Annotated in this window: 22 protein-coding genes and 1 tRNA gene; 14 read left to right on the forward strand and 9 right to left on the reverse strand. The window is 42.3% G+C overall.

Going from position 1 to position 25,365, the window contains the following annotated elements; genetic code table 11:
• The first annotated feature begins 37 nt into the window (after positions 1 to 37).
• Genes F946_RS08620 through F946_RS08630 form a run of 3 tightly spaced genes read left to right on the forward strand, consistent with a single transcriptional unit; the run spans position 38 to position 2,204 of the window.
• Positions 38 to 781: an amino acid ABC transporter permease gene (locus F946_RS08620; RefSeq protein WP_004981232.1), complete on the forward strand. Its 744-nt coding sequence runs from the start codon at positions 38 to 40 to the stop codon at positions 779 to 781.
• Positions 781 to 1,464, forward strand: coding sequence for an ABC transporter permease subunit (locus tag F946_RS08625; protein WP_004981235.1), 684 nt, complete (start codon positions 781 to 783; stop codon positions 1,462 to 1,464). Before F946_RS08620 ends, F946_RS08625 begins: the two co-directional genes overlap by 1 nt.
• 14 nt (positions 1,465 to 1,478) lie before the next feature.
• Entirely contained in the window at positions 1,479 to 2,204 is a 726-nt protein-coding gene (locus tag F946_RS08630) for an amino acid ABC transporter ATP-binding protein (RefSeq protein ID WP_010326224.1), read from the forward strand.
• Between the two features lie 62 nt (positions 2,205 to 2,266).
• Here the strand turns inward: F946_RS08630 and F946_RS08635 are convergent, their stop codons facing one another.
• Positions 2,267 to 2,989 (reverse strand): carbonic anhydrase, encoded by a 723-nt coding sequence (locus F946_RS08635; protein ID WP_004981237.1) that lies wholly within the window; start codon positions 2,987 to 2,989, stop codon positions 2,267 to 2,269.
• 725 nt (positions 2,990 to 3,714) lie between these two features.
• On the opposite strand from F946_RS08635, the gene F946_RS08640 reads away from it, so the two are divergent.
• Positions 3,715 to 4,902: an ammonium transporter gene (locus tag F946_RS08640; RefSeq protein ID WP_004981238.1), complete on the forward strand. Its 1,188-nt coding sequence runs from the start codon at positions 3,715 to 3,717 to the stop codon at positions 4,900 to 4,902.
• Positions 4,903 to 4,973: 71 nt separating this feature from the next.
• Here F946_RS08640 and F946_RS08645 read toward each other — a convergent pair whose 3' ends face one another.
• The gene (locus F946_RS08645) at positions 4,974 to 5,666 is read right to left on the reverse strand and encodes an HAD family hydrolase (protein WP_004981241.1); all 693 of its coding nucleotides are present in this window, start codon (positions 5,664 to 5,666) and stop codon (positions 4,974 to 4,976) included.
• 164 nt (positions 5,667 to 5,830) lie between these two features.
• Between F946_RS08645 and F946_RS08650 the strand changes: the two genes are divergently transcribed.
• A complete protein-coding gene (locus tag F946_RS08650) occupies positions 5,831 to 6,541 on the forward strand; it encodes a phosphatase PAP2 family protein (protein ID WP_004981243.1) in 711 nt (236 codons plus the stop codon).
• On the opposite strand, the gene F946_RS08655 is transcribed toward F946_RS08650, so the two are convergent.
• From F946_RS08655 to F946_RS08675, 5 genes are all read right to left on the reverse strand, one after another.
• Complete coding sequence (locus F946_RS08655; RefSeq protein ID WP_004981245.1) at positions 6,531 to 7,847, reverse strand: ATP-binding protein; 1,317 nt, start codon at positions 7,845 to 7,847, stop codon at positions 6,531 to 6,533. The genes F946_RS08650 and F946_RS08655 overlap by 11 nt on opposite strands.
• 2 nt (positions 7,848 to 7,849) lie before the next feature.
• A complete protein-coding gene (locus F946_RS08660) occupies positions 7,850 to 8,530 on the reverse strand; it encodes a response regulator transcription factor (RefSeq protein ID WP_004981249.1) in 681 nt (226 codons plus the stop codon).
• A gap of 3 nt (positions 8,531 to 8,533) precedes the next feature.
• Positions 8,534 to 10,192 (reverse strand): phosphoethanolamine transferase, encoded by a 1,659-nt coding sequence (locus F946_RS08665; RefSeq protein WP_004981256.1) that lies wholly within the window; start codon positions 10,190 to 10,192, stop codon positions 8,534 to 8,536.
• Between the two features lie 422 nt (positions 10,193 to 10,614).
• Positions 10,615 to 11,739 (reverse strand): porin, encoded by a 1,125-nt coding sequence (locus F946_RS08670; RefSeq protein WP_004981258.1) that lies wholly within the window; start codon positions 11,737 to 11,739, stop codon positions 10,615 to 10,617.
• Positions 11,740 to 11,880: 141 nt separating this feature from the next.
• Positions 11,881 to 13,137: an MFS transporter gene (locus tag F946_RS08675; protein ID WP_004981261.1), complete on the reverse strand. Its 1,257-nt coding sequence runs from the start codon at positions 13,135 to 13,137 to the stop codon at positions 11,881 to 11,883.
• Between the two features lie 136 nt (positions 13,138 to 13,273).
• Here F946_RS08675 and F946_RS08680 point away from each other — a divergent pair, with 136 nt between their 5' ends.
• From F946_RS08680 to F946_RS08695, 4 genes are all read left to right on the forward strand, one after another.
• The gene (locus F946_RS08680; protein WP_004981263.1) at positions 13,274 to 13,903 is read left to right on the forward strand and encodes a 1-acyl-sn-glycerol-3-phosphate acyltransferase; all 630 of its coding nucleotides are present in this window, start codon (positions 13,274 to 13,276) and stop codon (positions 13,901 to 13,903) included.
• A 65-nt stretch (positions 13,904 to 13,968) separates the two neighbouring features.
• Entirely contained in the window at positions 13,969 to 14,886 is a 918-nt protein-coding gene (locus F946_RS08685) for a patatin-like phospholipase family protein (RefSeq protein WP_004981268.1), read from the forward strand.
• Positions 14,887 to 14,983: 97 nt separating this feature from the next.
• Positions 14,984 to 15,457: an NfeD family protein gene (locus F946_RS08690; RefSeq protein ID WP_004981271.1), complete on the forward strand. Its 474-nt coding sequence runs from the start codon at positions 14,984 to 14,986 to the stop codon at positions 15,455 to 15,457.
• 15 nt (positions 15,458 to 15,472) lie between these two features.
• The gene (locus F946_RS08695) at positions 15,473 to 16,330 is read left to right on the forward strand and encodes an SPFH domain-containing protein (RefSeq protein WP_004981272.1); all 858 of its coding nucleotides are present in this window, start codon (positions 15,473 to 15,475) and stop codon (positions 16,328 to 16,330) included.
• 141 nt (positions 16,331 to 16,471) lie between these two features.
• Here F946_RS08695 and F946_RS08700 read toward each other — a convergent pair whose 3' ends face one another.
• Together F946_RS08700 and prpF are read right to left on the reverse strand one after the other, a co-directional pair.
• Positions 16,472 to 17,383, reverse strand: coding sequence for a polyprenyl synthetase family protein (locus tag F946_RS08700; RefSeq protein WP_004981275.1), 912 nt, complete (start codon positions 17,381 to 17,383; stop codon positions 16,472 to 16,474).
• A gap of 316 nt (positions 17,384 to 17,699) precedes the next feature.
• Positions 17,700 to 18,890, reverse strand: a complete 1,191-nt coding sequence (prpF, locus tag F946_RS08705) for a 2-methylaconitate cis-trans isomerase PrpF (protein ID WP_004981278.1) — start codon at positions 18,888 to 18,890, stop codon at positions 17,700 to 17,702.
• 331 nt (positions 18,891 to 19,221) lie between these two features.
• On the opposite strand from prpF, the gene F946_RS08710 reads away from it, so the two are divergent.
• From F946_RS08710 to F946_RS08730, 5 genes are all read left to right on the forward strand, one after another.
• Positions 19,222 to 20,574 carry an amino acid permease gene (locus F946_RS08710; RefSeq protein ID WP_004981282.1) on the forward strand — a complete coding sequence of 451 codons (1,353 nt, stop codon included), beginning with the start codon at positions 19,222 to 19,224 and terminating at the stop codon, positions 20,572 to 20,574.
• A gap of 79 nt (positions 20,575 to 20,653) precedes the next feature.
• A tRNA-Arg gene (locus F946_RS08715) sits at positions 20,654 to 20,729 on the forward strand.
• Between the two features lie 677 nt (positions 20,730 to 21,406).
• Positions 21,407 to 22,468 carry a 4-hydroxyphenylpyruvate dioxygenase gene (hppD, locus tag F946_RS08720; RefSeq protein ID WP_004981286.1) on the forward strand — a complete coding sequence of 354 codons (1,062 nt, stop codon included), beginning with the start codon at positions 21,407 to 21,409 and terminating at the stop codon, positions 22,466 to 22,468.
• Between the two features lie 164 nt (positions 22,469 to 22,632).
• Entirely contained in the window at positions 22,633 to 24,033 is a 1,401-nt protein-coding gene (locus F946_RS08725; protein WP_004981288.1) for an amino acid permease, read from the forward strand.
• A 29-nt stretch (positions 24,034 to 24,062) separates the two neighbouring features.
• Positions 24,063 to 25,289 carry an amino acid aminotransferase gene (locus tag F946_RS08730; RefSeq protein WP_004981290.1) on the forward strand — a complete coding sequence of 409 codons (1,227 nt, stop codon included), beginning with the start codon at positions 24,063 to 24,065 and terminating at the stop codon, positions 25,287 to 25,289.
• The last annotated feature ends 76 nt before the right edge of the window (positions 25,290 to 25,365 follow it).

Below are 25,365 nucleotides of genomic sequence, written 5' to 3' on the forward strand. Positions count from 1 at the left end.
CAAAGTTTCTTTGCCTGACCTATTTTAGGGGATTGTCATGAATTATACCTGGAACTGGGGCGTCCTTTGGCAATCCACAGGCGTCGGAGATAGTACCTATCTCAGTTGGATTTTAATTGGTTTAGGCTGGCTGGTTGTTATTGCCATTGTGGCTTGGAGCATTGCAATGGTGCTCGGAAGTATTCTCGGCATTATGCGCACGCTTCCCAATAAAACCGCACGTGCTATCGGCACTGGCTACGTCACCATTTTTCGTAATGTACCGCTACTGATCCAATTATTTATTTGGTTTTATGTGGTGCCGAATTTCTTACCTGGTCCGATTAAGTCATGGTGGATTAATGATTTAAGTGCAGGAACAACAGCACTGATTTCAGCCAGTATCGGTCTTGGACTGTTTACCGCAGCACGTGTCTGCGAACAAGTCCGTACAGGCATTGAAGCCTTACCTACAGGACAGGTCAATGCAGGTTATGCCATGGGGTTTAGTACCGCACAACTATACCGCTATGTCATTTTACCGCAGTCCTTCCGTACGATTTTGCCGCCTCTGAGCTCAGAGTTGACCAACTGCGTCAAAAATACTTCTGTAGCCTCTTTAGTTGGGGTCTCCGAGATTATTTCTCAGATGAAAACCATCAGCGAATATACGCAGAACACCATCGAAATCTATACCTATGTCACGATTATTTTCATCGTTATCAACGTGTGCTTAATTACATTAATGACGCTGCTTGAAAAACGTTTACGTGTCCCAGGTTTAATTGCAGGAGCTAAATAATGGAATGGCTCACCGCATTTACCCATGATTTGCAGTTATCTGCACCCGCCCTATGGCATGGTTTAAGTATCACTTTAAAAGTGGTCATCATCGCCACCATTGGTGGTATTTTCATTGGCACGCTGTTGGCACTAATGCGTTTGTCTTCAATTCGCATCTTGAATTTAATTGCCCAAGGCTATGTCAATTTATTTCGCTCGATTCCTCTGCTGTTGGTATTGATGTGGTTCTACTTTGCTGTACCGTTTATCTACACCACAGTCACGGGAAATTACCTGACCATTGATACCGCTTTGGTCTCAAGTATTGTGGCCTTCATGTTGTTTGAAGCGGCTTATTTCTCGGAAATTGTACGTGCAGGGATTCAATCAATTCCTAAAGGACAGTCTGCCGCGGCTTATGCACTAGGCATGACCTATGGTCAATCCATGCGTTTAATCATTTTGCCGCAAGCCTTTCGTAAAATGACGCCACTGCTGTTACAGCAAACCATCATTTTGTTCCAAGACTCGACCATGGTGTACGCCATTGGCCTACTCGACTTTTTCCGCACCAACTACGTGCGGGGCGATTTGATGTCTCTATTAACGCAATATATTTTATTTGCAGGCCTAGTGTATTTCAGCATCAGTATGCTAGCCACATATGCAGTAAAACGATTACAAAGGAGGTTAAGCGTATGAGCGACCAAAAAGTAATGATTGACCTCCAAAATGTCAGTAAATGGTATGGCGATTTTCAAGTCTTAACCGATTGCACCACACAAATTTGCCAAGGTGAAGTGGTGGTGGTCTGTGGTCCATCCGGCTCAGGCAAATCGACCCTGATTAAAACAGTTAATGGACTGGAAGCTTTCCAACAAGGTCAAATCACGGTCGATGGCATTCCCATCAAAGACCCGAAAACAGATTTGACCAAATTACGCAGTCGCGTAGGCATGGTGTTTCAGCATTTCGAGTTGTTTCCACATCTCAGCATTACTGAAAATTTAACCATTGCCCAAATTAAAGTATTGGGACGCTCTGAAGCTGAAGCGAAAAAGAAAGGCTTAGGCTATTTAGAACGGGTTGGGCTGAGTGCACATGCACATAAATTTCCAGCACAACTTTCAGGTGGACAACAACAACGTGTCGCAATTGCCCGTGCATTAAGCATGGATCCGATTGCCATGTTGTTTGATGAGCCGACATCGGCGCTTGACCCTGAAATGATTAATGAAGTTCTGGATGTAATGGTCGAGTTGGCACATGAAGGCATGACCATGATGTGTGTCACCCATGAAATGGGCTTTGCCCGCCAAGTGGCCAACCGTGTGTTGTTTATGGATCAAGGTAAAATTGTCGAAGACTGTAGCAAAGATGATTTCTTTAACACCAAACGTGGCGATCGTGCTCAACAGTTCTTAGACAAGATCTTGCACTAGCACAGACGGGTTATCCCACATTAAAAAAGCAGATCACACGATCTGCTTTTTTAATTTACGCTCTAGTCTAAAACCAAGCGTGCATTGGTGGCTTGAACAGGACGGTTATTCGGATACCCCATCAGTGCAGCGAAGTTTGCGATTTGCTGTGCTGATGCCTGCTGAATATCTTTTAAGACCACCCAACGTACACCTTCAGTACACGGTGGTGTCGTGAGCGAACCATTAAAACGGTAGTACTCGCGATGAGCCGGCAGAAATTGATCTGCGTTTAAATTAAGTCCTTTTTTAGATTGCCTGTGCTGCCGCCATAATCCATCAAGTGCTTGATTCTTTTTCCCTTGTTCATACATCACCGCAACCACAGTCAGCTCTCCTTTTTCAGAAGCATGGACTAAATGTAATTCCATCGGAAAACTTTTGCCGTGAATCGTATTTTCAGAAGGGCTATGTAAATGCATTTGTAATAATTGAAATCGTTCTCCCTCTAAACTTAAATAACTGCCTTGATGAAAATTGGCTTGTAAAGTATGAGGGAGCTTCACGATACTCGTTGCAGCCGTTTTATAATCAAAATCAAGTGGCGCAAGGTCTGCTGAAATAACATGCTCAATATTAATGGGCGATTGATTATGCCCCGCACAAGTTTGGTATTTGCTATTGAGCTGGCTCCAATACTGCGGTGCTGTTTGTGCTTGATAACCCCAATCCGAAGTTACTTCACTACTGGCCCAAGCCATCACACATGGGAGACCAAACAATGTTGCTATTAGTTTTTTTTTCATCATAATCCATCAAAAAATATCAGTTTAAAACGCCCCAATATCCTCTAAGAAATCACGCTCAAGCAGCAAAACCTAAAATGCCAATTCTGCCTGCTTGTCTTTGTTTTTTGTGCAAACTCTGTAATCATAACTTTTCAGCAAAAAGCCAATATTGCCCGACTATTTTGTCTCGTTTTAGATGTAAAACGATGAAATAGGACTGATCATATATGACAATAATTACAATTAATTACATATAGTTATGTGATTATTCATGTTTTATCTTCAATAGATTAAAATAAGAATGAGAAAATACAATCATGTTTAAAAACTTTCACTGATGCACAATCAGCACGCACATTTCATGGCATGAGCGTTCCAAAAGAGAACAAAGCAACAGAGACTCAGCTCACAATAGCTGCTAACCGAATTTTTTTATCATTTTTTTGTGTTGCTACTTTTTGAGTTTCACTCAAAAGATAAAATATACACCTGTATATTTAAAATAAAGAAAATTAGATAAACATAATATATTCATAAACTTAATATTAATTTATATTTTAACCCATGCACCACTGCAATGCACAAACACCATCATGGTGCATACTTTTGCTTTATATCGAGTCTTGTTATTTTTAAGCAAAACTTAATCAATATTTCCTTTTTGCTGAGATCTTCACGAAATTACAGGCATCAGTATACTGAGTTTCTTTTTGCAAAATTTTGCACTCAAATGGAACCTAAACATGCAAAATATTGACTTACTTTTTCTTCTTCTTGGTGCGGTTTTAGTCCTTGCCATGCATGCGGGCTTTGCTTTTTTAGAACTAGGGACAGTTCGTCATAAAAACCAAGTCAACGCTTTAAGCAAAATTTTAACGGACTTTTCACTTTCCGCAATTGCCTACTTCTTTGTAGGTTATTACATTTCCTATGGACACCATTTTTTCCATATCGGGGATACCTTAGCGGCGGATCATGGTTATAACCTGATGCGCTGTTTTTTCCTGCTTACTTTTGCGGCCGCAATTCCAGCCATTATTTCAGGCGGTATTGCCGAGCGTGCCAAAATGCGCTCACAAGCGATTGCAACCGTGTTATTGGTAGCTTTAGTTTATCCTTTTTTTGAAGGGATCGCATGGAATGGCAACTTTGGTTTACAGCAGTGGCTACAAGACACTTTCGGTGCAAGTTTCCATGACTTCGCAGGTTCAGTGGTCGTACATGCTATGGGAGGCTGGATAGCTCTGGCTGCGGTGGTTCTACTCGGTGCACGTGATGGTCGCTACAAGAAAGATGGTCGTATCAGTGCGCATCCCCCTTCGTCTATTCCATTCTTGGCTTTAGGTTCATGGATTTTAATTGTCGGTTGGTTCGGCTTTAACGTGATGAGTGCACAGCGTTTGGATGCCATTTCAGGACTGGTCGCGATTAACTCACTTATGGCCATGGTCGGCGGAACCTTGGCAGCCAACTTCGCAGGAAAAAATGACCCGGGTTTCTTACACAATGGCCCTTTAGCTGGTCTCGTTGCAATTTGTGCAGGTTCAGATGTCGTACACCCGATTGGGGCATTGGTGATTGGTGCCATTGCTGGACTGATTTTTGTCAAACTTTTCACCTACACCCAAAACAAGCTAAAAGTCGATGATGTACTCGGTGTATGGCCTTTGCACGGCGTATGTGGTGCCTTTGGTGGGCTTGCAGTCGGGATCTTTGGTCAAAAATGGCTCGGTGGTTTGGGCGGTGTTGCGATGATGTCACAGCTGATTGGTACGCTATTGGCTATTGGTATTGCTGTTATTGGTGGATTGGTGGTCTATGGCGCTTTAAAAGCCACGATGGGCATCCGTTTAAGTCAAGAAGATGAATTTCGCGGTGCCGATTTATCCATTCATAAAATCTCTGCCAACTCAGATGACAGTATGTTCTAAGCACATTTCCATTTTAATGCGGCTCACATGGGCCGCTTTTTTTTATTCGTATTGAACATTATAAGAGCCTTTTAGCGTTCTAAATAATCAAAAATCTCAGACAATGCCGCGATACTCGGTGCAGTCATCTGTACTGAAGGAACATGAAAGCCTGATAACCACAGTGCTTGCATTCCTGCCTGCTGTGCACCTTGTATATCATTAATAGGATGATCACCGATAAATAAGCACTGCTCCACCTCAACAGCCAACTGCTGTGCGGTATCTATAAAAATATCGGCTTGGGGTTTGGCTTGACCAAACAATCCAGAGCTATTAATCACATCAAAATAATGCTGAAAGCCCAAGCCATTTAATATAGACAGCCGTGTGGCATGACCACCATTTGAAATAATGGCGAGTTTATATCCTGCTTGCTTTAGACGGGTCAGCGTTTGTTCAGCCTCAGGCATCGCCACAGCACTGCAACCAAACTGTTCAAACCAGAAATTGCTTAACGCTTCTAAATGCGGAGGCGCCTGCCAGTTTAACTCCTGTAGCAACGCATAAGCCACTGAAGCACCGATGCTGGGATGAGTTAAATACTCTTTTAAGGGATAACCACCATTATCAATCCGATTCACAATCGACTCAATCTGCTCCACATCAACGCAGTTAAGTTGGCTTTGATAAGTATCGGCAAGATCTTGACTAAAGGCCGCAACACTTCGCCCACGATGCGTCAAGGTATTATCCAAATCAAATAGAACAGCACGTATCGACATGTTTCAACCTCATGTGTTTGAGAGCAAATGTAACACTGAACCGACACTTTGTATTCGCCTTAAAGCGATAACCAAAGTACAGATCATGCTAAAGCCGATGAAACAGCGTTTATGTTAAGCCTCGTTTAAGCTGACGCTGTTGGAATAGCGCTTATTTTCAGAACATGGCCTCACTTGTGTCGGATCAGCAACGTTTTTTCATCCTTCAGTTTTTTATTTTGACGCTGGGTTTTGCCGTATTGTGGCTGCTCTTCCCTGTAGCGGGCACCATCGACTTACAACTGATTCACCCCTTTATGGATCAAACTGGTCATTTTCCACTAAAGCGCGACTGGGCCTTAGCAGAACTGAATCACCGTTATGTCAAAGACATCATCATCGCGGTGTATGTGATTTATTTGCTGAAATGGCTCGCTTCATATAAATGGGCTGCGTTAAAACCCCAGCGTTGGCAAAATGGCTATTTCATTGGCTTAGTCCTCATCAGTACCAGCTTCATTGGGATTTTAAAATCACAATCCGCACATGCCTGCCCATGGGACATGACTCTGGCCACGACACATGATTTCTTTTGGGACTTATCAGCCAGCGCAGGACATTGTTTCCCTGGAGGACATGCTGCGACAGGTTTTTCGCTCTTTGTGGGATATTTCGTATACCGTCTAAATGAACCCAAACGCGCGTGGTTTTATTTGCTTGCTGCCCTGATTTTAGGCTTTGTCATGGGTTGGGCGCAAATGATGCGGGGCGCACATTTCCTCAGTCACAATTTATGGACGGCATGGGTGATTTGGCTGGTCAATGTACTGGTATATGCGCTGTGTTATAAGCAGTTTACACCGTCCAGCCCAAATCAAACCCAAACTACAGCTTAAAGATCACTTGAACTTGTAAGCCGCCCAATCCTGTACTTTGTCCAAAGTGCAGTTTGGCGCCAATTTTTTCTGCGGCTTTATCGACAATGGATAAGCCCAGTCCACTGCCGACTTCCAGATGATGATGTACACGATAGAAGCGCTTTAAAATATGATCATAAAGTTCTGGCGCAATGCCCGGCCCACTGTCTTCAATTTGAACAATGGCTTGCTGATCTTGCTGATAAATAGAGACATTAATCACGCCCTGTTCAGGCGTATATTTAATCGCATTATCCAAGAGATTATAGACAATAGAATGTAAGGCTGAACTTTGAGTTTCTAGCCAAAGTGCTTCATGCTGTTCCAAGCCCAAATCGATGTTTTTCGCTAGCGCCAGCTCCATCAGTTGCTCCATACATTCAACTGCTATATCACTTAGCCCTAGTCTTTGTGTCGGCTCTAAACTTGGTACGGAAGCATCCTGTTTTGCCAAATTGAGCAGTTGTGACACCAAATGTTGAGTCCGAATTAAGCCTAGACTTAGGTTTTTTAACGCTTGGTGTTCTGGAAATTCATGCAGCAAAATTTTCATTTGCAAATTCAGTGCTGTAATTGGGGTTCTGAGCTCATGCGCGGCATCGGCAATGAATTGCTTTTGTTCTTGTTGCGACAGCGAAATTCGTTCAAATAAACGATTCATTTCATTAATGGTCGGCAGAATTTCCAGTGGATAACCGTCTGGACGAATCTCACTCAGTTCATATGGTTCACGCTGTGCAAGTTCCGCTTTAAACTCATCCAAGGGCTTTAGGCTGCGTCCAATAATCCAACTCAGCCCCCATAAAGCCAAAGGCATAAACAGTAAATACGGAATCAACATATTGGCCGCCAGCTCTAAAGCCAGCTTTTGTCTTACACTGCGCTGCTGGCTGACTTGAATTTGATACTTTTCTGTTGGCAGCACATAGGTATTCCATAAGCCTTGTGCTGTATGGTGAGTATAAAATCCCGCTTTTTTGACAGGTTGTATTAATAAATCAAACTCATGTTGCCGTTGTTCAGGCAGTCCATACGACCAGACATCTACAAATAAATCTTCTTCGTGATAGTGTCTGTCCGCTTCAAACTCACTCTTAATTGGAGCGGGATCATGCGCTGCAACACGCTCAGCCAAATTACGCATTTGCGCATCGAGGATCTCATTGGTCTCTTCAAGTGCAATGCGATACGCTGCAATCACTAACAAACACCCCATCACAATACTAAATAAAGAGGTATAGGTAATCAGTTGACGCTTTAAAGAAACAGGAGTCGACTTCGCCATCGTTATGCTTCAACCTGCCCCAAACGATAGCCTAAACCTCGAATGGTACGGATAAAGTCTTTGCCAAGTTTGGCACGTAAATGGTGAATATAAACTTCAATGGTATTACTGTTAATTTCCGAGTCAAGGTCATAGAGCTTTTCTTCCAAATTGGTTTTGGAAAAAATTTTATTGGGATGACTGACCAGAGGAATTAAAATAGCCCATTCACGGTTCGACAAATCAATGGTCTGCCCTTTGTACTTGGCTAAATGCAAATCTTCATCTAACTCTAGACCTGCATAACTCAAAGTCTGGCTTTGCTTTTGCTGTTTTAACGCTCCGCTACGACGTAATAGCGCATGAATACGTGCCAGCAATTCATCAAACTCATAAGGTTTGATTAAGTAATCATCCGCGCCTTGGTTTAAACCATCGACTCGGTTTTGCAACTGATCTCGTGCCGAAATAATCAGCACTGGCAAAGTCGGATAAAGCGAGCGAATATTTTTTAGGACTTGCATCCCATCCATCATCGGTAGGCCCAAATCCAACAACACCACATCAAATGGATATTGTTGCAATTGCTTTAAACCATCAAAACCATTGTTGACCCACACCACATCAAACTGCTGATAACGCAGCAGCGTTTGTGTGGACTCTGCAATCATAAAATCATCTTCAATAATCAATATTTTTGACATGGTCTAAGCGCTCGCTTTGGTCGCAGTACAGTGTTCTAACATATTATTTTTTGAATCAATCACCGTACTTTTTACCCCAAGTAAACTCAATAAGCTTGGGAACAAATGATCTTGGCTTAATTCTTGGCTTTTTTGTTGCCCTAAGCAAGCGATTTGTTGCGGATTCTGCTTTTGCCATGTTTCTGAAAACCACATCAGCATCGGCACGTGGGTCTGTTGGCTCGGTGCAATAGCATAAGGTGAACCATGTAAATACAGCCCGTGTTCACCAGTCGACTCACCATGGTCAGATAAATACCAAAAACCTGTTTCAAAGTTTGAGTTTTGCTTCAATACACCGATCAGTTGACTCAACACATGGTCGGTATAAACAATGGAGTTGTCATAACTATTTTTCAGCTGTTCAGGTGTGCAGGCTTGAATGGCATTGGTTTCGCACATTGGTTGGAAGGGCTGAAACTTAGGCGTTGAACGCTTATAGTAAGCTGGTCCATGACTGCCCATTTGGTGTAATACAATTAAACGTGGCGTTTTATCATCAGCCGCAATACCAGCCATATACGCTTTTAAGCTATCCACCAAAATTTCATCGCTACATTCACCATCGGCTGAACACCATTTTTTTTGTATCGGTTCAGGAATTTTATACTGCTCAACCCGATCACAAACGCCTTTACAGCCAGAGTTATTGTCAATCCATGTCACTTTGTAACCAGCACGCTGTGCAAGGTCTAATAAACCTTCACGGTGGTGCGCTAACTGTGCATCGTAGTTTTCACGTGGCATGCCTGAAAACATACAAGGCACTGAAACTGCAGTGGCTGTCCCACAAGAACTGACTTGATTAAAGTTGATGACATTGAGTTTTTCCAGCTCAGGGTTAGTCTTTTTCGCATAGCCATTTAAAGAAAAACTTTCTGCACGTGCCGTTTCACCGACCACCAAAACCATCAATTTCGGCAAGTTTTGCTGTCCGACTTGCTTCACCAAATGGGCATCTTCACCATAAGTCACCAACGGTAAATGCTGCTGTGGTCGATTTTTTTTATAATATGACAGCGTTGAACTGATCGCATTTTGCGGTGAAATCATCCCTTTGAGATCACGATGCTCACGGAAAATCGCGGCATAATCAACAAAGAAAATAAACAACATGCCTGCAATCAGCAAAATAGAAACTGCACTGCCGAAGAGCTTGTGCAATAACACGGTTTTAAAAGGATCACAGCGGATTTTGACCTTAAATAAAACCACTAAAGGTAGTACTACCATCGCCCCAATCCACAGCACAAGACGCCATGACAACAAGTCGCGCACTTCATTGCCATCGGTTTGCATCATGTTTTGGATCTGATCTGGTGTGATCGAAATGCCTAAACTGTTAACAAAATACGCACTCATTCCACCAATGATGATCAATAACGCAGCCAACCCTTTAGCCATCGGTCGCCACTGTAACAGTTGAAAAACTAAATGATAAAAAGCCAACACCACCAAAACGGTAGCACCGATAAAGGCATAAGCTTTGAAACCGTGATAGGGCGTAAGCAACTGAACTTGCTTATAGAACATCACATTTAAAACCACGGCTAACCACAGCGCCAAATATACGTTAAAGCGCGAAAGTGAAACTTCTTTAAAAATAGACTGCAAATTGAACATTTTAAATCATGTCTTGCTGAGCGGATGTCCCCAATGTAGTTTTCTAAACTTAAAACTCGCTTAAATAAAAAAGGCGCTGTGGCCAAATATATAAAGTCATACCGATCAGTTAAGCAATCAGATGCCCTTTTTGAGCCCACAATATTATTTAATACGCGGAAACGTCATCCGAAACCTGCATGTCCATTTAAAAGGAATGTTTTGGCAAAATGATCATTTAAATGCAGAAAAGAAAAAGGTTTTGCGGAAGACAAATGTTTTTGGTTCTTTTGGCTCAACCGAAGAACGGACGAGCTCCAAATATTGAATTTTAAAATACGAAGATTCCATCGTGAACGACAAAAAATTAAGGAGTTTCTATAAAACTCCTTAACTCATTCGCATTAATCTTTAGAGACTTTGCCCTTTCTATCACTTAAACATTAAAATTTGTATTCAATCCCCGTGCCTACTACAGGTTGTTTGGTTTCAAATGATGCTTGTTCAAGCGTCAAAATCCCTGCGTAACCATAAGCTTTAACTTGCTTGGTAAAGGCATAATCAGCACCTGCAATAAACTGCTGCGCATCAAAGTCATCTTTAGATGTTTTAAAGCTGGTTGAGTTTTGACTGTACTGCGCTTTCACTGTCCAAGCTTTGGCAGTCGGTAAGTTATATTCAGCCCCAACCAACCAGCCTTGTGCGTCGTCTATGGCAGCCGCAGCAGCATCATTGCCTTGTACATCCGCCACTTCAGAAGTTTGATATAAGGCTTTCAATGCCAAACCATTATTCAGATTTACTCGACCAATGGCACGCAAAGTATCAGCTGCGGCAAAAGCACTGCCAGCCACCCCGCCAGTCACCTCAGGCGCTGAAGCATTCAAAGTGCCACGTCCTGCAAAGGTTGACGGAATGGCCTTATCATAACCAATCCCTGCAACAAACTTTTTACTGTCATAGACTACTGATGCTGACCATGCATCGCCCAGACCACGCCCTGCAACTTTTGCACCGCCTTTAGATTTTTCAATACCACCAGCTTCACCTGTTGCTAACAGTGCCGCAGCTTTCAGTTTACCTGCGCCCACTCCCCAAGCAGGTGTTTCATAGACCAGCACGTTATCGACTCGGTTTTCACCCGTGAAAATCCCCGCCACATCGGCTTTGTTGGCCACATAGTTATTAAAGGTATCTACCACTGAAGACAGTTGTTTAACGGGGGTATCAATTTTACCGACTTTCAATGTGCCAAGTTTCTGGTCTTGTAAGCCAACGAGTAAATTACGCGGAACGAAAGTATCCGTGCTACCACCATTGTCCACATAGAAGGTAAATTCAGCTTGGTATAGTGCATTTAAGCGATCTGTTAGCTTCTCTTCGCCCTTTAACCCCAAAAAGGAGTTGTTAGAGTTCAGCTCGACCACATCGCGGTCTTTATTTGGTGAAGTATTGTCTTCAGGTAAATAATCGGCCGTAACATCAATTTCACCATAAAAAGTAGGTGCTGCGAATGTTACCCCTGCCACTAAACTTAAAGCGATTGCGGCTGCAATTTGTGTTTTCATTATCAAAATATCCTACAGTAAATTTGTTACAAATATTACCGTTCAGACATATATGACAGAACAATTAAAAAATTATTTAGTTATATTTTTTAATTGTTTACGTCACTATTTAGCACTTTTTATGATTTATTTATGAATGAATTATGAAAGGTCTGAATGCATCGCAATGCTACGCCATTTGAAGATAAACCACAGGCTCAACATCGCAATGACTACAATCATACACAGATAATTAAAATAGCCGAGCCAATCTCCCAATAGACCGCTCACACTATACAAACCGCCACTGACAGTAGCCATCAGCGCCACTTGAAAAGTAAAGTCCGTGCCTGCCAGCTGTTTACGACTGTACTGCATCACTAGGGTGAGCATGACCACCAACAGCATCGATGAAGTCATATCTTCAAAGGCATTGATCAGATAAATCAGCCACGGCTGAATACTGTGCTGGTTTTCATATTGAAAGGCTAACCATGTATAAGCCGCCAGACTAAATATTTTAAGCACCGAATACAGCAATAAAGCCGTGGCACGGCGAATCAACTTCAAACTATAGCCCGCAAGTCCTGCACCTATTAAGGCGGAACATGCACCTAGCATGGTGACATAAAGCCCTATCTGAGAAAAACTCAGACCCAAATCGACCATTAAAGGCTTCAAAAGTGGCCCTGCTAAACCATCAGCAATTTTAAAGCTCAACAGCACGGCCAACCATGCTGCAAGCAAAGGACTCTGGACAAAATAAGCCAAATAGTTTTTGATCTGTTGGAGGTTGAAAGGTGTAGGCTGAGCTTCTGAAACAGCTCGATGCTTTGGCTCTGGATAAATTAAAATCGGCAGCGTGTTTATAAAGACCATTGCCGCCAGCATCAAAAAAGTGCTCTGCCAGCTCAGCCAATCTAGTGCCCACAAGATTGCACCACCACCGACTATAAAACCAAGACGCGATCCAATCACCTGAAAGGTATTACCCCAGTGCTGTTGTTCCCCTTTTAAAATATTGATCGCCAATCCATCGGTTGCAATATCTTGCGTTGCCCCTAGGAAATTCATACTAAGGAGGCTCACAAAGAAAGCCCATAAATAAATAGGTTGATTTAATCCATCAATCGGAAGGAAAGATAGTCCAATCAGCACCAGAACCGTAAGGAACTGCAATGGAATAATCCAACTCCGATAGTGGCCAAAACGGGTGATTCCAAAACGATCTAATACTGGTGCCCAAAACACTTTGACCGACCACGGCAACATCAGCAGCCCGAAGCCCCCAATCTGTGCCAATGAAACACCCTGAGCTCTTAAAATGACAGGCAAGGCATGGGTCATAAACCCAACGGGTAAGCCCTGCGCCCAATACAATGAAAACAGCAAAATATATACATTGCGAGTCTGTAGCATGCTGTTCCTATATACATGGATTGGTCAAAATGTTCATCTTAGATCGGTACCCATTCACTTTTTTTGCCAATGAATTCAAGCCGATCAGTGCTTATGATGAGAGGATATACATCTTGGTCGATTGAGTATAATAACAATGAACCAATATTTTCCAGAGCTACCAGATCAAGTTCCAAGTCGTAACTCATCTGCATTCACTCGCGCTATTTTTAAGCAGCTTTATTTGGCGCAAGGTTGGCGCTTTGTTGGCGAATTTCCCAATCTACCTAAAGCGGTAGCAATTATTTCACCGCATACCTCCAATATCGATGCATGGCATGGCTTTACGGCTCTATTGGGCTTAGGCCTGCAAATCACCATTTTTAGCAAGAACAGTTTGTTTCATACCCCACTGAAACCTTTACTTGAGTGGATTGGCGTCATTCCAATCAATCGTACCCATGCTCAAGGGTTAACCCAAAATATTATCGATATTATTCACAGTAAAGAAAAAATTTGGGTCGGTATGGCGCCTGAAGGCACACGTAAACAAGCCGAAGCCATCCGTAGTGGCTTTTATCGCATTGCGTATGGTGCACAGATTCCAATTGTGATGTTTTCCTTTGACTATGCGCAAAAAACTATTCACTGCTTGGGCGTATTTCATCCTACTGGGCATTTTGAGCAAGACCTAGAGCATATTTTAGATCTGTATATCGGCAAATTTTCAGCCAAGAACCCAAAATGGTTAGCCAAGCCTTTACAAAAACGCTTAAAAAATAGCTAGTAAATCAAGGTCGAATCTGCTGAGATGTGCACCATTATTTGTTTTACGTTTTAGTACTTTTGACCATGAATTTTGCTCGTTTATCTCTGATTGGTGCACTCACACTGACTATGGCAGGATGTGATCTTGCATCAAAGAAAACACCAACCACAACTCCCATTCAAGCTCGTGAACCTGTCATTGCGATTGCACTCGGCGGTGGCGGTGCCAAAGGTTTTGCACACATTGGGGTGCTTAAAGTTTTAGAGTCGCATGGTATTAAACCTAAAATTGTCACGGGAACCAGTGCGGGAAGTTTTGTGGGCAGTATCTATGCCAGTGGTAAAACGCCTTTCCAGCTTCAGCAAATTGCGTTGACCTTAAAAGAATCGGACATTCGAGACTTAACCCTCAACTCCCAAGGGTTTGTTCAAGGTCAAAAGCTGCAAGACTATGTCAACAAACACGTTGGCAACAAACCGATTCAACAGTTCCCTATCCGCTTTGCTGCAGTGGCGACCCGTCTTGACACTGGACGTAAAGCCGACTTTATCAAAGGCAATGCGGGCCAAGCAGTACGTGCTTCATGCAGTATTCCGAACGTTTTTGTCCCTGCAGTGATTGGTGGAACCAAGTATGTTGATGGCGGTCTGGTCAGCCCAATTCCAGTCAAAACAGCCAAGGACATGGGCGCGGATATTGTGATCGCGATTGATATTTCAGCCCGCCCTGTCGGCAACAAACCCCTCAATATGTGGGGCTTGCTCGACCAGACCATTAATATTATGGGGCAGCAAAGCATCAATGAAGAATTGAGCCAAGCGACTGTGGTGATTCAACCCAAAGTCGGACACTTGGGTACTTTGGACTTAAAAGCCAGCAATCAATCTATTTTAGAAGGTGAAAAAGCCGCACAGCTCAAAATTAAATCGATCGAAAAAGCCATTGTCGATTTTAAAAAGACCCCTGCTGCCTTTAAACCAGCCCCTAAAGCCAAATTCTAAAAAATTTGATTTTTAATATTCAAAGACTTATTCATCTGCTAAATTGATATAGATGCTTCTGCATCTATATCCCTATAACGAATATATGAGTAGATGTATGGAATTTGCTTTTGAACCTTGGCACTGGTTTGTATTGGGCGTTCTGTTAATGTTATCAGAGCTGATTCTGCCTGCTTTTGCCGCATTGTGGTTCGGTATTGCGGCCATTATGGTCGGTATTTTGTACTGGATGTTCCCCATGATGGGTGTTACCACGCAGTTTGTGACGTGGATTATTTTGTCGATTTTATGCACTTTACTTTGGTTTAAATTTATTAAACCGCTTTCGACTGACAAAACCAAAGCAGGACTGTCTCGCGAAGCAACCATCGGTCAAATTGGCATGGTGATTCAAGCGAGTCCTGAAAATGAACACATTCGCGTTCGCTTTCCCATTCCAGTACTCGGTTCAGATGAATGGAACTGTCGTACTTTAGATAAAGTCCACGTCGGCGACCGAGTACGTGTCGTTGAAATACTGGGCAATGATTTAATGGTCAAAGCACATCTCTCAACCAACGAAAATAGATAAAAGTGAGTTAAGCATATGTCTGGTGGATTTATTGTCGTTTTAGCAATTTTGGCTTTTGCCGCTGTCACCATTTTTAAAGGTGTCCGTATTGTTCCACAAGGTTATAAATGGATCGTGCAACGTCTGGGTAAATACCATACCACGTTGAATCCAGGTCTCAACTTTGTGATTCCTTATGTCGATGAAGTGGCTTATAAAGTGACGACCAAAGACATTGTATTAGACATTCCCTCTCAAGAAGTGATTACCCGCGATAATGCCGTTTTGCTCATGAATGCAGTGGCCTATATCAACATCACCACGCCTGTAAATGCTGTCTATGGAATTGAAAACTATACATGGGCCATTCAAAACTTAGTGCAAACGTCACTGCGTTCAATCGTTGGTGAAATGGATCTCGATGATGCGCTATCGTCTCGTGATCACATTAAAGCCAAACTTAAAGCAGCCATTTCGGATGATATTTCAGACTGGGGCATCACCCTCAAAACCGTTGAAATTCAAGATATTCAACCCTCTTCAACCATGCAAGCAGCAATGGAAGCTCAAGCGGCGGCTGAGCGTCAACGTCGTGCGACCGTGACCAAAGCAGACGGTGAAAAACAAGCAGCGATTTTAGAGGCAGACGGCCGTTTAGAAGCGTCTCGTCGTGACGCAGAAGCACAAGTGGTCTTAGCAGAGTCTTCTCAACGTGCCATTGAAATGGTCACTTCGGCTGTGGGCGACAAGGAAATTCCTGTGGCTTACTTATTGGGTGAACAATATGTCAAAGCGATGCAAGACATGTCTAAATCGAACAATGCTAAAACAGTGGTATTGCCAGCCGATATTTTAAGTACCATCCGTGGTGTTATGGGACGTAAAGACATCTAACTGATGCTTGGTTTGATTAAATGAGGACAGCTTTCGGGCTGTCTTTTTTATTGTGGTTGAGGAAAAACTCAAGCCTCTAAGAAATAAGTATTAAAAAAGAGGACAGGCTATATCCTCTTTTTTTAATCTAAACACTGAAACTTAGCTTTGGCGAGCCAATAAAAACTGTGAAATCTGATTAAGTTCTGCCGCCGCATCCGTTGGGAAATAAGCCAGAGCAGCAAAGGCTTGATTATGCAAAGTCTTGGCATACTCTTGTGCAGCCTCAAGTCCCATCAAGGCTGGATAAGTCGATTTTTCGACTTGCTCATCCTTCCCTGCGGTTTTACCCAGTACATCTGTATTTGAAATGATATCTAAAATATCGTCTTGCACCTGAAAAGCTAAACCAATTGCCTGCGCATATTCGCGTAACTTTGGAATCGCTTGATCGCAACCGTCAAATACAGTCACCGCGGCCATCATCACCGCAGCAGAGATTAATGCACCCGTTTTATTTCGGTGGATATTTTCAAGTGCAGCCTGATCGACACGTTTACCTTCGGCTTGTAGGTCAAGGACTTGTCCACACACCATTTTAGAACTCGCTGTCGCTAAAATTTGCATCTGCTTCAGTACAATACCCTGATCAACCACTGGGCCAGCATCAAACAGTCGACTACCTAAAATTTCAAACGCCATAGACTGCAAGATATCGCCCGCAAGTAACGCTGTATCTTCACCATAAGCCACGTGACAGGTCGGCTGACCACGACGCAAAAGATCATTGTCCATACACGGCAAATCATCATGTGCCAAAGAGTAACAATGAATCAACTCCACAGCCACAGCGGCACGGCGCACGGCTGCTGCATTATTGTTTGGATTTAAATGTGCCGTGGCATAGCACAGCGCAGGACGCACACGTTTGCCACCTAACATGACCGCATGATGCACAGCACTCTTTAACGGTTCCGGAATTGAAAAAGCATCAAGTGCCGTCAATAAATCATCGTGAATACGTTGTTGAGCCTGTTGGAGTGCATTTGCTGATACGTCGGTTAGTGCTGACACATTCGCCTCGAATAACAATAGGATAAATTAATCTGGTACTCAGTTTGCCTGAGCCGATCATTTGAAATGATCTGTTGGCATGATACTGCTTTCTGCCCGCTTTCTCTATGCCAAAAGCACAAACAAGGCACAGTATTCTATTAATTTTTGCAGACGAGGTGATAAGAATGACTTTTCTACTATTTCAAGCAACCATTACACAAGCAATCAAGCTCTAAAATTCACTGCTCATGGTCTTAGTTATTTTTAGCCTTCTTATCACAGACCTAGAGTTGACATAAAAAAGCCTCTACAGAAAGAGGCTTTTTACATCGCGTTAATCCAAGCTTTCCGCTGGAATACGCACCCAACCTTCCATCAACACGCGAGCACTACGACTCATGACAGCTTTTTTCACTACCCACTGACCCTTTTCTTGTATCGCTTGCGCTCCTACACGTAAGGTCCCTGAAGGATGACCAAAACGAACGGCTTCACGTGCTCCACCACCCGCGGCCAAATTGACCAAGGTTCCTGGTATCGCTGCTGCGGTACCAATGGCAACAGCTGCTGTCCCCATCATCGCATGGTGTAATTTACCCATAGAAAGTGCACGAACCAATAAATCGGTGTCTTGCTCTATAATGATTTTACCACTCGACGAGACATATTGTTTTGGCTTAGAAACAAAAGCAATTTTAGGCGTGTGTTGACGACTGGCAGCTTCAGAAATGTCTTGAATCAGCCCCATCTGTTTTGCACCATAGGCACGAATGGTTTCAAAACGCGCTAAAGCTTTAGCATCGCCATTAATTGCGTCTTGTAATTCACTCCCCGTGTAGCCAATGTCTTCTGCATTTAAGAAAATGGTCGGAATACCTGCATTGATAAACGTTGCTTGAAAGCGACCAATCTCTGGAACCTCTAAAGTGTCAACCAAATTCCCTGTTGGGAACATTGCACCCCCATCTTCACCATCATCGGCTGGATCTAAAAATTCAATTTGCACTTCTGCCGCTGGGAATGTCACACCATCAAGTTCAAAATCACCTGTTTCTTGAACTTGCCCCTGCGTAATAGGTACGTGTGCAATAATGGTTTTTTGAATATTCACCTGCCAAATGCGGACTGTGCAGATGCCATTTTCTGGAATACGTGCAGCATCGACCAAACCATTTGAAATTGCAAATGAACCCACCGCAGCGGTTAAGTTACCGCAGTTTCCGCTCCAGTCGACAAAAGGCTGATCAATCGACACCTGCCCAAATAAATAGTCGACATCATGTTCGGGCTGTTGGCTCTTCGCTAAAATCACCGTTTTACTGGTACTCGATGTTGCACCACCCATACCATCAATCTGCTTTGCATAAGGATCGGGGCTACCAATTACACGGAGCAATAACTGATCTCGAACGCGTCCAGCCTGTTGCGCGGCTTCTGGGAGATCATCTAATTTAAAGAATACGCCCTTACTGGTCCCTCCACGCATATACGTTGCTGGAATTTTGATTTGCGGTGCAAAACTCATTTTTATTGAATCCTTCATATTTATCATTGTGTTAAGTCAAAAGATCTGATTTAACTTAGGCTCATCATACCTTTTTTCCCTATGCCTACGTAAAATACAGACTTAAGTCTAAAAAAACATCATTTGTGAACGTCCGGTTTCCAAATAAAATTCCTGATTTGATAATTTAAATAAAATTAATATATTGATTCATATGTTTTTTATTTACAATTCATTACACATTATTTTTCATATGAATAATAACTTTTTTTCATGAATTTTGAGCTACTATGCGATTTCTTCGCGATCTATTACAATCGGAAACACTTATCCATTGTCGGGCTGAAATAACTTGAATAAAGAGTCGTCTCAACTTCAGCGTGGCTTAAAGAACCGTCATATTCAATTGATTGCCATGGGCGGCGCAATTGGTACTGGCTTATTTTTAGGTTCCGCACATGTGATTGAATCTGCTGGCCCATCCATTATTTTGGGCTATGCAATTGGTGGTTTAATTGCATTTCTAATCATGCGTCAACTCGGGGAAATGATCGTTGAGGAACCTGTAGCAGGTTCTTTTAGTCATTTTGCAAACAAATACTGGGGCAAATTTGCAGGCTTTTTGGCTGGTTGGAACTACTGGATTCTATATGTTCTGGTGGCCATGACCGAGCTGACCGCTGTTGCGAAGTATATCAACTACTGGTGGCCTCATATTCCTGCATGGGCATCTGTTCTCACCTTCTTTGTGATCATTACCTTAGTCAATTTAGGTAATGTGAAATTTTACGGTGAATCAGAGTTCTGGTTAGCTATCATCAAAGTCACAGCCGTCGTCGCCATGATTGTATTTGGTCTTTATCTTTTGGCTACGGCAGGCGCAGATTCCACGGCTTCATTCAGCAACCTTTGGTCTCATGGCGGCTTCTTCCCGCATGGCGTTGAAGGTCTATTCTATATGCTTGCCTTCCTCATGTTTGCCTTTGGCGGTATTGAATTGATTGGTATGGCTGCAGCAGAAGCTGATAATCCACAAAAATCAATTCCTAAAGCAATCAACCAAGTGGTATTCCGTATCCTCATTTTCTATGTGGGTTCATTAACCATTTTGTTATCGCTTGTACCTTGGAATGAATTACAACTTGGCGGCTTAGATAAGAGCCCATTTGTAATGATCTTCAGTCAATTAGGTATTGGTTGGGCTGCACATTTACTGAATTTTATTATCTTGACTGCAGCACTTTCTGTATATAACAGCGGTATGTATGCTAACAGCCGCATGCTGTTTGGTTTAGCACAGCAAGGTAATGCACCTAAAATATTCAGTAAAACCAATAAGCAAGGTGTGCCAATTCCAGCAGTCTTGTTCTCTGCTTTACTGATTTTCGGTTGTGTACTGTTGAACTATTTTGCGCCAGAAGATGCACTCAGCAACTTAATTTACATCGTTGTTGGCGCTTTGGTATTGAACTGGGCCATGATCAGCTTAACTCATCTTCAATTTATGAAGGCCATGAAAAGCGAAGCGAAAAAACCCTTATTTCCTGCACTTTGGTCGCCTTTCAGTAACTACCTTGTTCTTGGATTTATCGCTGTAGTGCTTTACATCATGTGGACACAAGGTTTAAGCGGCGCTGTGATTATGATCCCCGTCTGGATCGTATTAATGTTCGTTCTATACAAAATTCTGTTTAGAAAAGCATAAAATTTTCATTTTTAAATAGTTATTGTTTCGGCAATAACTATTTTTTTTGAGTAAAATCAGCTACATTAACCGCACTTTTGCGCTCTTAGCTTAACTGGATAGAGCAGTTGCCTCCTAAGCGACCGACGTGGGTTCGAGTCCCGCAGAGCGCACCACTTTATGGTTGTTTTCAAACTCTCTAAGCCTAATCATAAACACTAAAAATTCGATTCATCGCGCCCAGATACTAATAATCCCCCTCAAACTTGGACTCCGATCCAACAGCCCCTCAAGCTGATGCAAAAAATTCAGCGTGAAGAAACTCGCTCGTTGCGACACCCTACATCTGGGTTTTCAAGTCAGGTCTAACTAAGTCAAACTATTCTTGACACTTTACAATTAATTTTCGTGCTCGAATCAGTTGGTTGGCTGTTTAAAATAGCTGTTCTCAATAGATGCACTGAATGAGCCAAATTTCATACCCAATTTTTCCCTTCTATTTTAGTCCTATAGCACTGATTTCATCCTGAAATCTTGGTATAACAAAGCCTCCCTGTTTTAAAAAATATTTTTATGAATAATATTAATTTAATTTATAGGTCAATCGTTTACCAATTTTATTTATTACGTAATTAAATTACGTATTGAATAATAATTTAGATCAAGTATGATGAATTAAAACTTCTACACTTGTTCACTCAACATTGAGAATGTTGCTGAACAGGTGCCACATGTCAGACAAACGGATTTGTCTCTCTCGCTCTAGAATTGTAGCGACCAGTCCGTTAGCTCTGAAAGGAATCGTTAAAAAGATAAGCAATAGGATTGCTTAAAAAAGAAATGAGGACGTTGTATGAATGAATTAGCCAACCCATTAGAACTGTGTGGATTCGAATTTATTGAATTTGTTTCTAAAGATGGTCAGCTAGATGCGGTGTTTGAAACCATTGGGTTCAGCAAAGTGGCAAAGCATAAGTCTAAAAATGCGTATTTATGGCGTCAGGGCAAAATTAATATCATTCTAAATTATCAGCCTGAATCGTATGCAGCTTATTTCTATAAAGAACACGGCCCTTCTGCCTGTGCAATGGGTTTCCGCACCAAGAATGCGGCAAAGGCATTTAAAAAGGCAATAGAAATTGGTGCAGAACCAATTTACAATCAAATTGGCCCGATGGAGCTGAATATCCCAGCAATTAAAGGGATTGGCGGCTCTCCTATTTTCCTCGTCGATTGTGACATTTACCAAAATGACTTCATTTTCTTTGATGATGTACCCTCTCATCCTGTCGGCACAGGTTTATATGAAATCGACCATTTGACCCACAATGTGTATAAAGGCCGTATGCAGTATTGGTCTGATTTCTATGAAAAGATTTTTAACTTCCAAGAAATTCGCTACTTCGATATTAAAGGTGAATATACTGGCCTGACGTCCAAGGCACTCACGGCGCCAGATGGCAAAATCCGTATTCCGCTCAATGAAGATTCGGATAAAGGAAATGGTCAGATTGCCGAATTCCTCAATGAGTTTAACGGTGAAGGCATTCAGCATATTGCCTTCATTTGTGATGACCTGATTAGCACTTGGGACAAGTTAAAAGCTTTAGGTGCCAAGTTCATGACACCTCCGCCAAATACCTATTATGAAATGCTAGATGAGCGTTTGCCTAACCACGGTGAACCTGCTGATGAACTACAAAAACGGGGCATTTTGCTGGATGGCAATACTAAAGACGGTAATAAACGCCTCTTGTTGCAAATTTTCTCCCAAAATATGCTAGGCCCTGTCTTCTTTGAATTTATTCAACGTAAAGATGACAACGGTTTTGGTGAAGGCAACTTTAAAGCGCTATTTGAGTCGATTGAACGCGACCAAATTAAACGTGGCGTTTTAGATGTATCTAAAGCTTAAACGATTTCTAGAATTTCCCTGTACATATAGTTTTATGTACAGGGAAATTTAACTTTTATGCAAGAACTATACTCGTAAAATTAAAGTCTGCTCCGATGACAATATAAAAATAACGAAACATCATCATGGTTCAAGGCTTTATCTCACATGGATGAAGAATAAAAATGCAGCACATTGAACAAGGAAACCTGAAAAAAGGTTTAAGTAATCGTCATATTCAGCTCATCGCCCTCGGTGGTTCTATCGGCACAGGGCTCTTCCTCGGTATTTCACAAACCATCAAACTCGCAGGACCTTCTGTTATTTTAGGCTATGCCATCGCAGGCCTCATTGCCTTCCTCATGATGCGCCAGCTCGGTGAAATGATTGTGCATGAACCCGTGAGTGGTTCTTTTAGTCATTTTGCTTATAAATACTGGGGCAAATTTGCGGGCTTTATGTCTGGCTGGAATTATTGGGTACTGAATATTTTAGTATGTATGGCTGAACTCAGTGCTGTCGGCCTCTATATCCATTACTGGTGGCCTGATATTCCAACGTGGGTTTCTGCTTTGGGTTTCTTTATTTTTATTAATGTCATTAATTTACTGCACGTGAAATTATTTGGTGAAATGGAGTTTTGGTTAGCCATCATTAAGGTTGTGGCAATTATTGCCATGATTGCTTTTGGTAGTTACTTGTTGGCCAGCGGTAGTGGTCATAGCCAGTCTAGCTTACAAAATTTATGGCAACTCGGTGGCTTCTTCCCCAATGGTATTACAGGTTTAGTGATGGCTATGGCCATGATTATGTTTGCTTTCGGTGGAATTGAACTGGTGGGCATTGCAGCAGCAGAGACAGATAATCCTCAAAAAACTCTCCCAAAAGCCGTCAATCAAATTGTTTATCGCGTCTTGTTATTTTATATCTTAAGCCTAGTCGTAATTTTGTCACTTTATCCATGGAATATGATGGCTGAAGGCGGTAGTCCTTTTGTATTGATTTTCGATTCGTTGGGCAGCCAGACCGTGGCCGCTGTTTTGAATTTTGTGGTTTTGACTGCGGCTGTTTCTGTCTATAACAGCACCAATTACTGTACCAGCCGAATGCTGCTTGGCCTGGCACAACAAGGCAATGCCCCAAAATTTTTAAGCAAAATTAATCCACGTGGTATTCCTGTAAATGCCATTATGGTTTCAGCTTTCTTTACTTTAATATGTGTTCTGATTAACTATTTATTTCCTGAAAAAGCATTTAACCTGCTCATGATGCTGGTCGTAGCGGCTATTGTGATTAACTGGGTCGTGATTTCTTATACACATTTAAAGTTTAAAAAAGCCATGAATCGCATGCAGGTAAAAACTCACTTCCCAAGTGTGGCCTATCCATTTACCAATTATTTATGTATTGCCTTCATGGCGAGTATTCTGCTCATTATGAGTCGTAGCCCAGATATGCAAATTGCAGTTCTCATGATTCCAGTCTGGATCGCGATTTTACTGACAGCTTACCTCTTTAAACGGAAGCAAGAAGATCATGTTGCGTTGCTTGAAAAAAGTAAAATCACTTCCTTACCAGAAGCGTAATATCGTATTTATCATATTAGGATGTATTCATGTTTCAACATATTGATGCCTATGCAGGTGACCCCATTCTCTCTCTGATGGAGGAATTCAGTAAAGATACGCGCCAGAATAAGGTCAATCTCAGTATCGGACTTTATTATAATGAAGATAATATTGTGCCGCAGCTACAGTCGGTTCAAAAAGCCTATACTCATTTAATTCCTGACTATGACAAAGTCCGAGTCTATTTGCCGATGGATGGGCTCAAGAGCTTTAATCAGGCTGCACAAGAACTCATTTTCGGTCAGGCGAGCCCTGCTCGTCAGCAAGGGCGTGTCGTCACCATTCAGACTTTGGGTGGTTCTGGTGCACTCAAAGTAGGTGCAGACTTCTTAAACAAATATTTTCCGCAGTCCGAGATCTGGGTCAGTCAGCCGACTTGGGAAAACCATATCGCGATCTTTAATGGCGCGGGTGTTCAGACCCATTTCTATCCGTATTACGATGCGGACACCCATGCCGTAAATCTAAATGCGATGCTAGATACCTTAAAGCAGCTACCTGCTCAAAGTATCGTACTACTGCATCCTTGCTGTCATAACCCGACAGGTGCAGATTTAGAACCACATGAATGGGATCAAGTGATTGAGGTTCTAAAAGCAAATGTCTTGATTCCTTTCTTGGACATGGCCTATCAAGGCTTTGGTCAGGGCTTGGAGCAAGATGCTTATGCGATCCATGCGCTAGATCGGTCTGGTATGAACTTTATTGTCAGCCATTCTTTTTCCAAGATTTTCTCCCTATATGGCGAGCGCGTTGGTAGCTTAAGCTTTGTCTGTGATGACGCAAACATTGCCCAAAATGTATTGGGTCAGCTTAAAGCGACAGTCCGTCGCATTTATTCTAGCCCAGCAGCCAACGGTGCGTTATTGGTGAGTCAGGTATTGAATGACACAGCATTGTCTCAGCTATGGCAGTCTGAATTAGAAGAAATGCGTCAGCGCATTTTACAGATGCGTCGCTTACTTGAAGACAAACTCAGTCCAGCGCTACCAGATATGGACTTTAGCTATCTGACCCAGCAACAAGGCATGTTTAGTTATACAGGCTTAAATGCAGAACAGGTCGATTTGCTGAAACAAGATTATGGTATTTATTTAGTCCGCAGCGGCCGTATGTGTACTGCTGGCCTGAATTTAAACAATATTGATTATGTGGCCGAGTCGATGGCAACTGTGCTTAAAGCGGCAAGTTCCACTGAGTCTGTGCTTGCTTAAGATATATCATGTTCACCTAGGCTTCTCACTCTAGGGTCAGAAGCCTTTTTTTATCGTTATTATTCGGAACTTGAAT

The sequence above is a fragment of the Acinetobacter johnsonii ANC 3681 genome (assembly GCF_000368805.1).
In the GTDB taxonomy this organism is placed as follows: domain Bacteria; phylum Pseudomonadota; class Gammaproteobacteria; order Pseudomonadales; family Moraxellaceae; genus Acinetobacter; species Acinetobacter johnsonii.

Excerpts from the sequence above, each read along its gene's own strand:
- F946_RS08730 (WP_004981290.1), top strand. The coding sequence starts at position 24,063 with ATGTTTCAACATATTGATGCCTATGCAGGTGACCCCATTCTCTCTCTG.
- F946_RS08630 (WP_010326224.1), top strand. The coding sequence starts at position 1,479 with ATGATTGACCTCCAAAATGTCAGTAAATGGTATGGCGATTTTCAAGTC.
- F946_RS08690 (WP_004981271.1), top strand. The coding sequence starts at position 14,984 with ATGGAATTTGCTTTTGAACCTTGGCACTGGTTTGTATTGGGCGTTCTG.
- F946_RS08640 (WP_004981238.1), top strand. The coding sequence starts at position 3,715 with ATGCAAAATATTGACTTACTTTTTCTTCTTCTTGGTGCGGTTTTAGTC.
- F946_RS08685 (WP_004981268.1), top strand. The coding sequence starts at position 13,969 with ATGAATTTTGCTCGTTTATCTCTGATTGGTGCACTCACACTGACTATG.
- F946_RS08695 (WP_004981272.1), top strand. The coding sequence starts at position 15,473 with ATGTCTGGTGGATTTATTGTCGTTTTAGCAATTTTGGCTTTTGCCGCT.
- F946_RS08645 (WP_004981241.1), bottom strand. The coding sequence starts at position 5,666 with ATGTCGATACGTGCTGTTCTATTTGATTTGGATAATACCTTGACGCAT.
- F946_RS08650 (WP_004981243.1), top strand. The coding sequence starts at position 5,831 with ATGGCCTCACTTGTGTCGGATCAGCAACGTTTTTTCATCCTTCAGTTT.
- F946_RS08620 (WP_004981232.1), top strand. The coding sequence starts at position 38 with ATGAATTATACCTGGAACTGGGGCGTCCTTTGGCAATCCACAGGCGTC.
- F946_RS08635 (WP_004981237.1), bottom strand. The coding sequence starts at position 2,989 with ATGAAAAAAAAACTAATAGCAACATTGTTTGGTCTCCCATGTGTGATG.
- F946_RS08625 (WP_004981235.1), top strand. The coding sequence starts at position 781 with ATGGAATGGCTCACCGCATTTACCCATGATTTGCAGTTATCTGCACCC.
- F946_RS08675 (WP_004981261.1), bottom strand. The coding sequence starts at position 13,137 with ATGCTACAGACTCGCAATGTATATATTTTGCTGTTTTCATTGTATTGG.
- prpF (WP_004981278.1), bottom strand. The coding sequence starts at position 18,890 with ATGAGTTTTGCACCGCAAATCAAAATTCCAGCAACGTATATGCGTGGA.
- F946_RS08655 (WP_004981245.1), bottom strand. The coding sequence starts at position 7,847 with ATGGCGAAGTCGACTCCTGTTTCTTTAAAGCGTCAACTGATTACCTAT.
- F946_RS08670 (WP_004981258.1), bottom strand. The coding sequence starts at position 11,739 with ATGAAAACACAAATTGCAGCCGCAATCGCTTTAAGTTTAGTGGCAGGG.
- F946_RS08660 (WP_004981249.1), bottom strand. The coding sequence starts at position 8,530 with ATGTCAAAAATATTGATTATTGAAGATGATTTTATGATTGCAGAGTCC.
- F946_RS08665 (WP_004981256.1), bottom strand. The coding sequence starts at position 10,192 with ATGTTCAATTTGCAGTCTATTTTTAAAGAAGTTTCACTTTCGCGCTTT.
- F946_RS08680 (WP_004981263.1), top strand. The coding sequence starts at position 13,274 with ATGAACCAATATTTTCCAGAGCTACCAGATCAAGTTCCAAGTCGTAAC.
- F946_RS08725 (WP_004981288.1), top strand. The coding sequence starts at position 22,633 with ATGCAGCACATTGAACAAGGAAACCTGAAAAAAGGTTTAAGTAATCGT.
- hppD (WP_004981286.1), top strand. The coding sequence starts at position 21,407 with ATGAATGAATTAGCCAACCCATTAGAACTGTGTGGATTCGAATTTATT.